This is a genomic window from Ectopseudomonas toyotomiensis, from assembly GCF_900115695.1.
GTDB lineage: Bacteria > Pseudomonadota > Gammaproteobacteria > Pseudomonadales > Pseudomonadaceae > Aquipseudomonas > Aquipseudomonas toyotomiensis.
This window is the reverse complement of record NZ_FOXK01000007.1, coordinates 366,151-378,652: the sequence shown is the minus strand read 5'-3', so window position 1 is coordinate 378,652 and position 12,502 is coordinate 366,151. Positions and strand designations below refer to the sequence as shown.

Sequence of the window (12,502 nt, the reverse complement as noted above, 5' to 3'; positions counted from 1 at the left end):
TGCGCGAATCAAGCCAGCAGCTTGAGCAAGGCGTTGGCCGCGGACTCTGAGCTGGCGGGGTTCTGACCAGTGACCAAGCGCCCGTCGACGACAGTGAACGGCTGCCAGTCGCCGGCTTTCTCATAGCGTGCGCCCAGTGCCTGGAACTCGTCCTCGATGAGGAAAGGCACCACGTCAGTCAGTTCTACAGCGGCCTCTTCGCTGTTGGTGAAACCCGTCACCCGGCGCCCCTTGACCAGCGGCTCGCCATCCACAGCCTTGACGTGGCGCAGCACGCCCGGAGCATGGCAGACGAAACCGATTGGCTTGCCGGCGCGCTCGAAGCTTTCGATCAGGGCGATGGATGTATCCGACTCCGCCAGATCCCACAGAGGGCCATGGCCGCCTGGGTAGAACACCGTGTCGAAATCCTCAGCCTTCACCTCACTGAGTTTCACCGTGCTGGCCAGGGCTTGCTGCGCGGCCGGATCGGCAGCGAAACGGTGGGTCGCCTCGGTCTGGAAATCCGGCAGATCACTCTTGGGATCCAGAGGCGGCTGGCCACCGGCTGGCGAGGCCAGCACGATATCGGCACCGGCGTCCTTGAAGACGTAGTAAGGCGCGGCGAACTCTTCCAGCCAGAAGCCGGTTTTATTGCCGGTGTTACCCAGCTTGTCATGGGATGTCAGAACCATCAGAACTTTCATGATCATTGCCTCATAGTGGGTATTGCATTGGTTTCGACCGACCCTTGCCGGTCATGGGTTCACTGGTTACCGAGAAGGTGTTGCGTCTGCTGCAGCGCCTCTTCGAACGCGTGGTGGGTACGGGTGATCTTGGTCAACACACTGGCCCCCAACCACAGGGCATAGAGCCTCAGTGCCAGCTGAGCGGGCGTAGCAACGATGGTTACCGTGCCCTCCTCCACGCCTCTGCTGATCGCAGCCTCCAGCCTCTCGACGATCTGCGCAGTACCGCGCTGAAGTGCCAATCGCATCGGTTCGGAAAGATCGGCGACTTCAGCACCCAACTTGACGGCCAGGCATTTACCGCACTCGACCTGACTGGTCTGGTTGGAGATCCACAGTTGCCAGTAACGCATCAGCGCGTCATGTGCGCTGGTTGCCGGATCCTGAAAAATACGATCCATGTCAGCCAAATAGGTCTCGAAGTAGTGCTCCAGCAGTGCCGTGCCGAACGCGTCCTTCGAAGCGAAGTAGTGGTAGAAGGACCCCTTCGGCACGCCCGCGGCATTCAGCACCTCATTCAGCCCAACAGCAGAAAAACCTTTACGGGCGATGATCGATTGGGCGGCGTCGAAAATGCGTTGCCGGGTCTGATTACTGTCAGTGGTTGTCATGGCTGCTTGTCTCAGTAGACCAGTCGTCTAGTTCGTTGGGGTCATGTTAGGAATCGCCACCGACAGCAGCAATGTCATATCCGCAAGGATTTAGGACATGCACGGCAAGCCGATTGCGCAAACCACTTAGCCCTCCGACAATCGACGCATGCCCGCAGAAAGGAAGTGATCGATGCATACCGTGGCGTTGGTGGTTTACCCGCAATTCCAAGCGCTGAGCCTGTCGGTCGGTTCTGTATTCGAGTGCGCCAACCTCCTGCATGGCGAGCCGGTCTACGGATTCGCTCTGGTATCCGAGACAGGTGGACCCGTGCTGTCGTCTCAGGGCTTCTCGGTCAATACCGAGGCGCTCGGCTCAGCTGGCTATGACACCGTCATCGTCAGCGGCTACCTGGAGTTGGGTGAACCCAGCCCGCAGCTGCTGACCTGTCTGTCCAGCGCCAGCTCGCAATCGCGGCGTATTGCATCACTGTGCACAGGCATCTTCGTGCTCGCCGAAGCCGGTCTATTGGAGGGCAAACGGGTCACGACTCATTGGTTACACGTGCCCGAGTTCAAGAAGCGTCACCCCAACGTCAGAATCGATGATGACCGGCTGTTCGTGGTCGACGGGCAGATATGGACGGGTGCAGGCATGAGTGCCGGAGTGGATCTTGCCCTGGCCATGGTCGAGAACGACCTGGGCCCTGACCTGGCCCGCCGCGTAGCCCGCAAACTGGTCATCGCCCAGCGCAGAGGCGCCGAGCAATCACAGCTCTCGGCGCTGCTGGAGATAGACCCGAAATCCGACCGCGTGCAACTGGCAATGGCCTATGCGCGCGAAAACCTGCGCAGTGATCTGTCGGTCGAGGCACTGGCAGATGTCGCGCGACTCAGCCCTCGCCAGTTCAGCCGGGTATTCCGCGAGGAAACCGGAAAAACGCCGGCGAAAGCAGTCGAAAGCCTGCGATTAGAGGCCGCGCGCGTCATGATGGAGACGAGCCGTCACCCCGTAGAAGTGATCGCCCGCGAAACCGGTTTCGGCGACCGCGAACGTATGCGCCAGGCGTTTCTGCGCGCCTATGGCAAGCCACCGCAATTGATGCGAGATGAGCTGTACAAGACAGCCAGCGGGGCTGGCTGAACACACCTATTAGAACTCATTCACCAGCTGGGATATCTGCTGCCGCAATTTTCTCAGTAGCGCTCATTGCTCGTGGAAGCGTGAGCAGGAATGAGACCTGACTCCCGATAGCTGTCGATCAGCTCGTCGAACAGTTTCAGGTCGACGCGGGTTCGTGCAATCAGTTGAGCACCGGCAACCGCAGCGTAAATGGAGCCTGCGCGGCGCTCGACATTTTCCAGCCCTGCCTCAACTAATACCTGCGTCAGCCACTCCACGTTGATGTCTGCAAACGCCTTGACCTCTCGCTCGACTTCTTCCGGTAGATCTTCGTATTCCGCAGCCATGAAGCTGGCGAGGCAAAGTCTATTGCCGTTCTCCAACGATCTCCGAAAGAGCGAAGGGTATGCAAGCAAACAGCCGAGCGGGTCGGGATTCGACTCGCGTATGGATCGCAAGGCTTCGGCGGTGTCTCGCCAATAGCGTTCTGCAACCGCAGCGCCAAGGTCGGCCTTGCTCGCAAAGTGGTAGTAGATACTGGCGTTCTTCACGCCTACGGCCTCACCGATGCTGCGGAAATTGATACCGCTGTATCCATGCAACTGCGCCGCCGTTGTCGCAGCAGCCAGGATGGCTTCTCGAGCATTACCAGTCACGATCAACTCCTCGCACCTTCGATAGATCTTGGCAGTTTACTGTTGCGCTCCCTACCTGCCAACTGGAAGGTAGGGGTTGACAGAACATATTTTCTCGCACAACCTTTACCTACCAACTGATAGGTAGGCAAGCCATGACCACTCCATTCCGTAACTCCGACATATCCGTTCTCCCTGTAATGAAAATCTACGACTGGTTCGATGGCCCGTATCCCGCTCGCGTGCGAATTGCCTTGGCGGAAAAAGGACTGCTTGACCGTGTCGAGTTCATCTCCGTCAACCTGTGGACGGGGGAACATAAGAAACCAGAGTTCCTCGCGATCAATTACTCAGGAACACTGCCTGTGCTGGAACTCGATGACGGCACGCTCATTGCCGAATGCACAGCGATCACCCAATACCTGGACGTACTCGACGACAGCCCCACGCTTACTGGGCAGACGGCGAAAGAGAAAGGCCTCATTCACATGATGACAAAACGCGCTGAAATCGAATTTCTCGATGCGGTCAGCGTTTACTTTCATCACGCAACGCCAGGGTTGGGGGCAGACGTGGAGCTGTACCAAAACCCTGAGTGGGGAAATCGCATGCGCGATAAAGCCATCAGGGGCATGCACTACTTCAATGGAGTGCTTGAGCAACAGCCGTTCGTTGCCGGTGACGCCTTCTCCATGGCAGATATTGCAGTGCTCGGGGGGATGATCTTCGCGTCATTGGTCAAGCTTGCCGTACCCGATGAATGTGCAGCCCTACGAGCCTGGCACGCCCGCATGCAAGAAAGACCAAGTGTCAGGGAATGGCGAACGATGGTGGCGAACAACACACCGAGAGCATGAAAGCCAACGCATCAGCCCTGGTCGCCGTGCAGTCTTGGGGTCTGTGACTAACACAGCCCCTTGCTGCTTGGCTCGATTGCCCTAGCCAACTCATTGACATAGAACGCTACTAAGCTGAACAAAAAATATGGTGGGGCAAAATTAGAAGGCAGAGGAAAACCATCAGGCATAAAAAAAATCCAGTCACCGCTAGATGACTGGATTTTTAGGGTTTTTTGGTCGGGACGGAGTGATTCGAACACTCGACCCCTTGCACCCCATACAGGTAATTACCCGTCCGAGCAGATACAACCAAATTCAAAGAAACCCCGCACAACCCTTGATATTACTGGCTTACAGCTAATTTCTCGTCCAAAATAGCCCTATTCGATTCGAAGAAAGCCGATCTCAATTGGCAACGAATTGGCAACCAGACAATCTCAATTGGCAACCAATTGGCAACGGGAAAGCTGACCATATGGCCAACATTACAGACCGCCAGATGACTGGCAAACCAGGGACAAGTGACAAATGGCTGAGCGAAGTCGCCATCTGGGGACATGGCAGCCTAGTAGCTCGGATCACTCCTAGCGGAGAGCGGCTTTTCTACTTTCGCTATACCAATAGCCGCAGCGAACGCGTGACCTTCCCTATTGGTACATACAGCCGTGATGGCAACGAAGGCACGATGACGCTAGCCGAAGCCGGCCAACGAGCCAAAGAGCTTGCAGGGCTGCACAAGTCAGGTATCAAGGATGTAAAGGAGCATCTCGAAGCTGAGGAGGCTGCCCGAATTGCAGCTCGCGATGCCGAGCTTGCAAGAATCGCCGCTGAGAAAGCGGCCATCGAAGCAGCAAATGCTCGACTTGCTGCCAGGAAAACCGTCAATGACCTATTTGACCACTGGGCAAAGGTAGACCTGATTAACCTCAAGGATGGCGGCGATGAGGTTCGCCGGATGTTCAATAAGGACGTCCTACCTTTTCTGGGCCAACTACCTCTCGACGAAGTAAAAAAAGGCCACATCACAGAAGTGACCGATGCGCTGCTTGCCCGCGGCGTTAACCGGATGGCCAAAATGATCTTCAGTCTTATGCGCCAAATGTTCAGGTTCGCCGTGGACCGCGACTTGATTGAGCACGACCCAACAGCGAGCATCCGCAAAGCAAAAATTGGCGGCAAGGACACAGAACGCGACAGAGTTCTTAGTGAGGATGAAATCCGAACACTGGCCAAGCTAGCACCAGAGGCCGGACTGCTTCCTTCAACCGAAGCAGCAATCTGGATAGCCCTATCGACCTGTTGTCGTATAGGAGAACTGATGAACGCGCGTTGGGAGAACGTCGACCTGAAGGCAGGCACCTGGCTCATTCCCAGTGAAGACAGCAAGAATGGAAAGGCGCACACCGTGACTCTATCCGAATTTGCAATCGAGCAATTCGAACGCATCAAGGTCATCAGCAGCAAAAGCGAGTGGTGCTACCCCAACACCAAAGACACTGGGCCAGTCTGCTCCAAAACTGTTACAAAGCAGCTTGGAGACAGACAGCGCAAACCAGATCAAGGGACCATGAGCAATCGCAGCGCCAAAGCCCAAGCTCTCTTATTAAAAGGCGGGAAGTGGACTCCACATGACTTGAGGAGAACCGGCGCTACTATCATGACTGCGCTTGGCGTTCTACCAGAGGTAGCTGAGCGCTGCTTAAATCACACTGAAGAAAATAGAATTAAACGAACTTACCAACGACATAGCTATTCAAAAGAGATGTCTGAGGCATGGGAAACACTCGGCAAAAAATTAGATTTACTCACCAAGTACGAGCAACACAATGAAAAACTCAATAAAGACTGAAGCAGATAAAAATTCACTTGAATCCCTATTCAAAACAACCATTAGAATCATCAAGAGCAATACAGCAGTATTATTAAGAAGCTCCGAGTCTGACATCAATCTTGAGGAAATAATTGAAAAGCAAAGAAAGACCTTGACAGAGAGCGAAATCGAGGAGGCCATAATTAATAAAGACTTCATAAGAACAGTAACATCCAACCTTAACGAAAGAGTCAACTGCAACATCTACTTGATAGCACTTCACATCTTAAAAATAGAATATAATTTACCAAAAGAAGACTACATAAATGCTTGGTTTTCTCAGCGCCGCGCAATTGAAGCCCAAGGTTACCTAGAAGGGGTATATGATAGAATCATCGCCAACAGAAGTAATAAAGCGAAGCTAGGCGGCGAAGCAAAATCAATATACTACAAGAAACTGATAGCACTAATCGACGAGCACATTGCCAATACCCCAAAAGGGAACAGAACTAATTTCGAATACGCCGAAAATGTAACAAACGCACTCCTCAACATCGAAGACAACAAACAATATCTCGGCAAGAGAGAAAAAGATGACATAACTCAAATTATTCTAGACAGAATAATCGAAAAGCAAAAACAATAATTTCAAATATTGGATTTTGGTGGTGCTAACCTTCCAAAAGCCGACACCACCACGACCATCAATCATTAATTCTTACTACCATTCGCCCCAGACGGCGCTCATGAATAATTATTTTTTTAGCCGATACAAGATAATCTAAAATCGGCGAAAGCACTTCCTTTTTTCTCATTCTATTCGGACCATATTGAAGTAAGTCATTTTTATCGATTTCACGCCCCCTTACACGCTTTCTTGTCACGAGCCACTGATACAACTCATCAGCATCAACTTCAATTTGAACAGGAGGAACGAAAATCTTTTTGAACTCATCAGCAAACCAACAGCACAGAGAAACAGAAAACTCAAGGATCTCAATTGGGATATCTCCCTCCTCACCCTCAAAAAAGTGAAGCAATGCAGCAACCCTGGCAATATTATCAGCTAGCTTAGAGGCAAAATCGGGCATTCTTTCAAATCGCCCCCCTTCACGCATCCCAACCTCAATCTCGTTGAAAACTTTCATCCACAGTGCAGATGCTGCAGGGGTAAATTTAATTCTCTCTCGACAGCTTGTAGCCTGCGCCTGAAACCGAGCATTACGCTCCAGCAGTTCGGATACCCTTACGTTAAAATCAGTAGTTCTCTGCCAAGAACTACTGAAGCTTTCCATAACCCTAGTCCCCCTTATCGAATCAGGCTTACAAATTAAAAATCTAGCCCAAAGTCCAGCTCCGCGCGACAACTCACCTTTACGCGACAAATAGTCAATGAAGTTCTTCTCCTGCACCATTAGCGATACAGTTAATCGCGCCTCATCAAGTCGATAACTTTCTGAAGAGGTACGATCCACAGCAATTACTCCGCCGCTCCAGATTGTATTTAATTTCGGAAAATCCCTAAAGGTACGACCATTCAAAATACCTGATGCCTCATCGGAGATAAGCCCTGCGGTTGGCAGCCCCTCATACATGCCCAGAAACAAGGCTTGCGGCGTAGTGTCGTCATACAGCATTCGAAACCGCCTGGGCTTTTCAGGCTTATTATTCTCATGCTCCATTATTTTACTTTCGATACTGCTGGTATCAAAATCATCACGATAAGCTTTACTGATAGATTTTAGTAACTCCTTCTTCCCCTGCTCCCATATTGCCAACCCAGCCTTCCACCGAACCATATCACGCTTATATTCATCATCTCTTCCTACTTCAAAAGACCTCACACTTTTTAACAGCGCATCCTGAGCCGTAGATTTACGATCACCAGAATCAGCAATGGTCGCCAGCATTAAAGATACTGGCACCACCTGATTATTTGGCTTCAGCACATCAATTAGCCCCTGAGAAACTAATGATATTGCTGTCAGTGCCCCAGAAATCACAAGCGACCTGGGCGCCTTGATGTTTACTTCTACTTCATCTACTGCTGCCGCAAAAATTGGCGCAGGAATAAATAAAGGATATTCACAACCAGGCTCAGGAAGCGCACTTTGATTAGCCATTACTGCCCTCGCATTAAATCTTGATGACTTTAAAGTGGGAGAGCTACTCTCCCCCACCTCCCCGATCACAACTTTTTAATCCTTGAACCACCTCTCTTGAGCTAACCCATTGCTGCATCTCACATGACAACCACCCCACTGAATTACCACCCAACCTTCTTGGTCGTGGAAAATCCTTATCGTATCGTGGCGATAGGCTATTTATTCGATCATAAATTGTTGAGCGTGATAGCCCTGTCATTTTCACAACATCTTTAACCCTAATAATTCGCACTTCAGAATCGACACCTAATTCTGGGTTCATACTTTCCTCCAAACATTTAAAGAGCATTCGAGCGATTTCTGGCAACGCGACTGTGCAGACGGCCTGCTCTCAAAACGCGTGCCTTCGCTTGCGTCGTCACTCTACGAATGCCTGCTCCAGCATTCATCGCGTCTGCTTAATTTTTTTTTTTACTACGAGCAGGCGCACGTATAGGTGCCGGCAATGACTTGCCCCTCAGGATTGCCGGCATGAAGACACGGCTAGCCGCTATTTCCGCTACTCGTAGCGGAAATAGCGGGCTTTGGTCTCAATCGAATGAAATTTCAGTCACACATCACCGCAATGACATCCCCACCCTGGAGTCTTCAACCATGTCATTGCACTGCCCGAGCTGCGGCTCTCCTCAGGTTTCCACGCACCTCACCGCCATGCGGATTGCTGCCTTCATCGGCATGCTGGGCGGTGCGCTGCGTGGTGCCGGCACCATCCTGCTCACTGGCCCAGCTGTTACCAGTAGCGCACTAGCCAAACCTCCCAACGTAAACCTCAATGCCCTGTCATCGGCCATTCTCAACGGCCTGGTTGGTGCTGCAGGTGGTTGTGCGATGGGTGCTCAGCTTGGCGAAAAACTCGACCGTCATGTGCTGGCCCACAACCTCTGCCTGAGCTGCGGTCACCGCTTCAATCAGCCGGTCTGATCCGGCCGCCCTTCTCTCTCATTTTTCTCTAAATGCCGGTGCTGCGTCATGCGCAGCGCTTTATGCCGGCTATTGCTCAAAGGAAATTCATCATGGCTCATCAAGTCGAACAAATGGCCTATGTCGGCGCTACTCCCTGGCATGGCCTGGGCAACAACCTGCCTCGCAAGCAACCTATCGAGGTCTGGCAGCGTGAGGCCGGCATGGACTGGCAAATCCAGGAGTCGCCGGTGCATTTCAAATCGGATGCTGTCGGCCACTTGGGCGCGATCCATTCCTTCCCGGAGCAGAAGGTGCTCTATCGCTCCGATACCAAAGCTCCACTGTCAGTGGTTTCCAACCGCTACCACACCGTACAACCGCGCGAGGTGCTGGAGTTCTATCGCGATCTGACCGAAGTGTCCGGCTATGAGCTGGAAACTGCGGGCGTGCTCAAAGGTGGTCGCAAGTTCTGGGCGCTGGCGCGTACCGGACAAGGCACGTCGATCAAGGGCCACGATCAGGTCAACGGCTACCTGCTTCTGGCGACGTCCTGTGACGGCACCCTAGCGACTACGGCAACACCGACCACCGTGCGCGTGGTGTGCAACAACACCCTGACAGTGGCCCTGGACGGCACCAGCCGTGCGATCAAGGTACCGCATAACACCCGCTTCGACTCGAAGGTGGTGAAGAAGCAACTCGGCATCGCCGTCTCGCAATGGGACGACTTCATGTACCGCATGCGCGCACTGGCTGAGCGCAAGGTGCAGTGGCATGAGGCCTTGGGCTACTTCATGAACGTGCTGTGCGAGGTCAGCCCGACCGGACAATTGCCCGAACAGTTGCCCAACGAGCGCGCCCTGCGCCGCGTACAGGAGCTGTACGAAGGCCGCGGCCGTGGCTCGGACTTGGAGTCGGCTCGCGGTACTGCCTGGGGTCTGCTCAACGCGGTGACCGAGTACGTCGACCATGAGCGTCGTGCTCGCAGCACTGAGTACCGCCTCGACTCGGCCTGGTTTGGCCAAGGTGCACAGGTCAAGCAACGCGCTCTGGATGCGGCCCTGCAAATGGTCGCCTGATCTTCTATTTCATCCACTCCATAACGCCCGGTCAGTTCAGCGCTGACCGGGCGTTTTTGTGTCCGCGAGGTGAACACCATGAAAGCAACGTCATTGAATGGCAGCACCAGCAAGAAACGCCCTGCCCTGCGCCTGGTCAGCACCAAGGAGCTGCCGCGCGAGGACTGGCTGCAGATCCGCAAACAAGGCATCGGCAGTTCGGATGCAGCGGCGGCGGTCGGTCTCAATCCCTACAAATCCCAGTTGGAGCTGTGGCTGGAGAAAACCGGCCGCGACAGCAAACTGCCGAAGACCGACCCGCACGATGAAGAAAGCCCGGCTTACTGGGGCAACGTGCTGGAGCCCATCGTGGCCTGGCATTACAGCAAACGCACGAAGCACAAGGTACGTCGCATCAACGCTGTGCTGCAGCATCCCAATCCGGAGTTGCCCTGGATGCTGGCCAACATTGATCGCGAGGTGATTGGTACAGACGAGGTGCAGATCCTCGAATGCAAGACAGCCGGCATAAACGGGGCACGCCTCTGGAAAGAAGGCGTACCCGAATATGTGCAGTTGCAGGTAATGCATCAGCTCGCCGTCACCGGTAAGCAGGCGGCCGATGTGGCGGTGTTGCTCGGTGGCCAGACACTGGAGATCCATCGCATTGAGCGGGACGAGCAGATGATCGCTCGCCTGATCGAGTTGGAGCGCCGTTTCTGGCAGTACGTAGAAACGGATACCCCACCGCCCGCAGATGGCAGTGCATCGGCTGAGCTGGCGCTGCGTTGCCTGTATCCGCAGGACAACGGCCAGGTCGTCGACTTCAGCGGCAATGCCGGTCTGGCGGCTGCCTTCCTGGAGCTGAAGGCTGTGCGTCAATCAATCTCTGAAAAGGAAAAGCGCGAAGCCGAACTGAAGCAAATGCTGCAGCAAGCCATGGGTGAGTCCACCCGTGCCGAGTTCTCCAGCGGCTACGTGAGCTGGCGCAAAGCCAAGGACAGCACCGTGCTCGATGTCGAGCGCCTGCTCCAGGAAAAGCCCTACCTGCAGGCCCGCTATCCAAAGCTCAAGGAAGGTAGTCGGCGCTTTCTGATCGGCTGATCGCCCTCTTCAACTCAATCCCTCCCCCTTGGCCAGTCCATGCAGTTCGCGCTGCTGGCTGGCCTTTTTTATTTCAAGGAGCGCCATCATGCTCAAAGGTCTGGCTATTACTCCGCCGGTACTCGGACGGATTTCCATCGGTAAGGTCGTCGAGAAGAACGGCAAGCGCCTGCCGGAGAAAGACGATCAATTCACCATCACCTCTCAGGTACAAGGCAAGGACGGCTGGCTACTGCACCCGCTCAATGACGAACTGCGCCAGGGCAAAGACGACAAACTGCGCAGCATCCCAGTGCGCTTGTTGTTCAACGAACCTGAGCTGAATTTCCGCGCTGATTACACCCTGTTTGATCGGCAGAACGGTCGACCGGTCTGTGTCGGCAACGGTGAAACCTGCAAGCGCATCGGCAAGGACGGCGTTCAATCGCTGCCCTGCCCGTCGCCCGATGCCTGCCCTCTGGCCAAGGGCAATGCCTGCAAGCCCTACGGACGAATGAATGTGGTGATTGGCGATGAGGATGCCCTGGGTAGCTTCGTGTTTCGCACCACGGGCTTCAACAGTATCCGCACGCTCATAGCCCGGTTGCAGTACTTCCGGGCCATCTCGGGTGATCGTCTGGCCTGCCTACCGCTGGAGCTGCGTCTACGTGGCAAATCCACCCGACAGAGCCACGGTACACCGATTTTCTACGTCGACCTGACACTGCGCAGCGGCATGACCGTGGAGCAAGCGTTACTCACTGCGCGTGAGTTGGATGAGGCACGTTTGGCGGCTGGTTTTGATCAAGCCGCGCTGGATGCTACCGCGCGTGTCGGTCTGGGCAACGGCATCTTCGAGGACGACGGTGAGGACAGCAGCGCCATTGCTGAAGAGTTCTTTCCGGACGGTCAGCCCGCCGCGTCGAAGACCGACAGCACCGTTCACACCCAGTCACTCGCCGAGAAACTCGAAGCCCAATCCCAGCAACTTGAACCCTCAGCCTAACCACAGGCGAGCCAGCTCGGCTCGCCCACCGGAGACACACCATGAAATTTCACAAGCTCAGGGCCGGTGAAGTCGCCGGCAGTTACCTGGTGGATTCGCCCGTTAGCGAAAACGACATCCTGCGCATGGCCCAACAGCTAGCCACTCAGCGACTGAGTAAAGGCCGCGCGCTGACTGATCCACACAAAGTCAGAGAGCATCTGCAGGTGTTGCTGCAGGATCTGCCACACGAAGTCTTCGCAGTGTTGCTACTCGACAGCAAACACCGCGTGATCCGTTTCGAGGAACTGTTTCGCGGCACCCTCGACGCAGCCAGCGTCTATCCGCGTGAAGTGATCAAAACCGTGCTCGCGCAAAACGCCGCTGCAGTGATCCTGGTGCACAACCATCCCTCCGGCGATCCCTCGCCCAGCCAGGCAGATATACGCCTGACGCAGACACTCAAAAACGCACTGGCCATGGTTGGCACCACCACGCTGGATCACTTCATCGTGGGGTCAGAAGGCATCGTGTCGCTGGCTGAACAGGGCTTGCTCTAACCACCCTTTGCTGCGGGCACCAT

The 12,502-nt window shown here is 54.4% G+C and carries 14 protein-coding genes; 9 read left to right on the top strand and 5 right to left on the bottom strand.

Features of this window, described 5'->3' with window-relative positions; all coding sequences use genetic code 11:
- Positions 1 to 8: 8 nt before the first annotated feature.
- Positions 9 to 686, bottom strand: coding sequence for a type 1 glutamine amidotransferase domain-containing protein (locus tag BM186_RS16650; protein ID WP_074916768.1), 678 nt, complete (start codon positions 684 to 686; stop codon positions 9 to 11).
- A gap of 59 nt (positions 687 to 745) precedes the next feature.
- Complete coding sequence (locus BM186_RS16645; RefSeq protein ID WP_074916728.1) at positions 746 to 1,339, bottom strand: TetR/AcrR family transcriptional regulator; 594 nt, start codon at positions 1,337 to 1,339, stop codon at positions 746 to 748.
- Between the two features lie 172 nt (positions 1,340 to 1,511).
- Between BM186_RS16645 and BM186_RS16640 the strand changes: the two genes are divergently transcribed.
- On the top strand, positions 1,512 to 2,462 hold the full coding sequence (locus tag BM186_RS16640) for a GlxA family transcriptional regulator (RefSeq protein ID WP_074916724.1): 951 nt from the start codon (positions 1,512 to 1,514) through the stop codon (positions 2,460 to 2,462).
- 53 nt (positions 2,463 to 2,515) lie between these two features.
- Here the strand turns inward: BM186_RS16640 and BM186_RS16635 are convergent, their stop codons facing one another.
- The gene (locus tag BM186_RS16635) at positions 2,516 to 3,097 is read right to left on the bottom strand and encodes a TetR/AcrR family transcriptional regulator (protein ID WP_074916722.1); all 582 of its coding nucleotides are present in this window, start codon (positions 3,095 to 3,097) and stop codon (positions 2,516 to 2,518) included.
- Positions 3,098 to 3,231: 134 nt separating this feature from the next.
- Between BM186_RS16635 and BM186_RS16630 the strand changes: the two genes are divergently transcribed.
- The 3 genes from BM186_RS16630 (at position 3,232) to BM186_RS16620 (ending at position 6,371) form a co-directional block, all read left to right on the top strand.
- On the top strand, positions 3,232 to 3,933 hold the full coding sequence (locus tag BM186_RS16630) for a glutathione S-transferase (RefSeq protein ID WP_074916720.1): 702 nt from the start codon (positions 3,232 to 3,234) through the stop codon (positions 3,931 to 3,933).
- A gap of 457 nt (positions 3,934 to 4,390) precedes the next feature.
- On the top strand, positions 4,391 to 5,764 hold the full coding sequence (locus BM186_RS16625) for a site-specific integrase (RefSeq protein WP_074916718.1): 1,374 nt from the start codon (positions 4,391 to 4,393) through the stop codon (positions 5,762 to 5,764).
- The gene (locus tag BM186_RS16620; RefSeq protein ID WP_139228016.1) at positions 5,742 to 6,371 is read left to right on the top strand and encodes a hypothetical protein; all 630 of its coding nucleotides are present in this window, start codon (positions 5,742 to 5,744) and stop codon (positions 6,369 to 6,371) included. The genes BM186_RS16625 and BM186_RS16620 overlap by 23 nt, the downstream gene beginning before the upstream one ends.
- 58 nt (positions 6,372 to 6,429) lie before the next feature.
- Here BM186_RS16620 and BM186_RS16615 read toward each other — a convergent pair whose 3' ends face one another.
- Positions 6,430 to 7,848, bottom strand: coding sequence for a YfjI family protein (locus BM186_RS16615; RefSeq protein ID WP_083431613.1), 1,419 nt, complete (start codon positions 7,846 to 7,848; stop codon positions 6,430 to 6,432).
- A 43-nt stretch (positions 7,849 to 7,891) separates the two neighbouring features.
- Positions 7,892 to 8,152: a helix-turn-helix transcriptional regulator gene (locus tag BM186_RS16610; RefSeq protein ID WP_074916711.1), complete on the bottom strand. Its 261-nt coding sequence runs from the start codon at positions 8,150 to 8,152 to the stop codon at positions 7,892 to 7,894.
- A 332-nt stretch (positions 8,153 to 8,484) separates the two neighbouring features.
- On the opposite strand from BM186_RS16610, the gene BM186_RS16605 reads away from it, so the two are divergent.
- The 5 genes from BM186_RS16605 (at position 8,485) to radC (ending at position 12,479) form a co-directional block, all read left to right on the top strand.
- Positions 8,485 to 8,811 (top strand): hypothetical protein, encoded by a 327-nt coding sequence (locus BM186_RS16605; RefSeq protein WP_074916709.1) that lies wholly within the window; start codon positions 8,485 to 8,487, stop codon positions 8,809 to 8,811.
- A gap of 92 nt (positions 8,812 to 8,903) precedes the next feature.
- Complete coding sequence (locus tag BM186_RS16600; RefSeq protein ID WP_074916707.1) at positions 8,904 to 9,872, top strand: DUF932 domain-containing protein; 969 nt, start codon at positions 8,904 to 8,906, stop codon at positions 9,870 to 9,872.
- Positions 9,873 to 9,950: 78 nt separating this feature from the next.
- A complete protein-coding gene (locus BM186_RS16595) occupies positions 9,951 to 10,955 on the top strand; it encodes a YqaJ viral recombinase family nuclease (protein ID WP_074916705.1) in 1,005 nt (334 codons plus the stop codon).
- A gap of 88 nt (positions 10,956 to 11,043) precedes the next feature.
- Complete coding sequence (locus BM186_RS16590) at positions 11,044 to 11,940, top strand: recombination directionality factor (RefSeq protein ID WP_074916703.1); 897 nt, start codon at positions 11,044 to 11,046, stop codon at positions 11,938 to 11,940.
- A 41-nt stretch (positions 11,941 to 11,981) separates the two neighbouring features.
- A complete protein-coding gene (gene radC / locus BM186_RS16585; RefSeq protein WP_074916701.1) occupies positions 11,982 to 12,479 on the top strand; it encodes a RadC family protein in 498 nt (165 codons plus the stop codon).
- Positions 12,480 to 12,502 lie beyond the last annotated feature (23 nt).

Excerpts from the sequence above, each read along its gene's own strand:
- BM186_RS16650 (WP_074916768.1), bottom strand. The coding sequence starts at position 686 with ATGAAAGTTCTGATGGTTCTGACATCCCATGACAAGCTGGGTAACACC.
- BM186_RS16645 (WP_074916728.1), bottom strand. The coding sequence starts at position 1,339 with ATGACAACCACTGACAGTAATCAGACCCGGCAACGCATTTTCGACGCC.
- BM186_RS16640 (WP_074916724.1), top strand. The coding sequence starts at position 1,512 with ATGCATACCGTGGCGTTGGTGGTTTACCCGCAATTCCAAGCGCTGAGC.
- BM186_RS16630 (WP_074916720.1), top strand. The coding sequence starts at position 3,232 with ATGACCACTCCATTCCGTAACTCCGACATATCCGTTCTCCCTGTAATG.
- BM186_RS16625 (WP_074916718.1), top strand. The coding sequence starts at position 4,391 with ATGGCCAACATTACAGACCGCCAGATGACTGGCAAACCAGGGACAAGT.
- BM186_RS16620 (WP_139228016.1), top strand. The coding sequence starts at position 5,742 with ATGAAAAACTCAATAAAGACTGAAGCAGATAAAAATTCACTTGAATCC.
- BM186_RS16615 (WP_083431613.1), bottom strand. The coding sequence starts at position 7,848 with ATGGCTAATCAAAGTGCGCTTCCTGAGCCTGGTTGTGAATATCCTTTA.
- BM186_RS16610 (WP_074916711.1), bottom strand. The coding sequence starts at position 8,152 with ATGAACCCAGAATTAGGTGTCGATTCTGAAGTGCGAATTATTAGGGTT.
- BM186_RS16605 (WP_074916709.1), top strand. The coding sequence starts at position 8,485 with ATGTCATTGCACTGCCCGAGCTGCGGCTCTCCTCAGGTTTCCACGCAC.
- BM186_RS16600 (WP_074916707.1), top strand. The coding sequence starts at position 8,904 with ATGGCTCATCAAGTCGAACAAATGGCCTATGTCGGCGCTACTCCCTGG.
- BM186_RS16595 (WP_074916705.1), top strand. The coding sequence starts at position 9,951 with ATGAAAGCAACGTCATTGAATGGCAGCACCAGCAAGAAACGCCCTGCC.
- BM186_RS16590 (WP_074916703.1), top strand. The coding sequence starts at position 11,044 with ATGCTCAAAGGTCTGGCTATTACTCCGCCGGTACTCGGACGGATTTCC.
- radC (WP_074916701.1), top strand. The coding sequence starts at position 11,982 with ATGAAATTTCACAAGCTCAGGGCCGGTGAAGTCGCCGGCAGTTACCTG.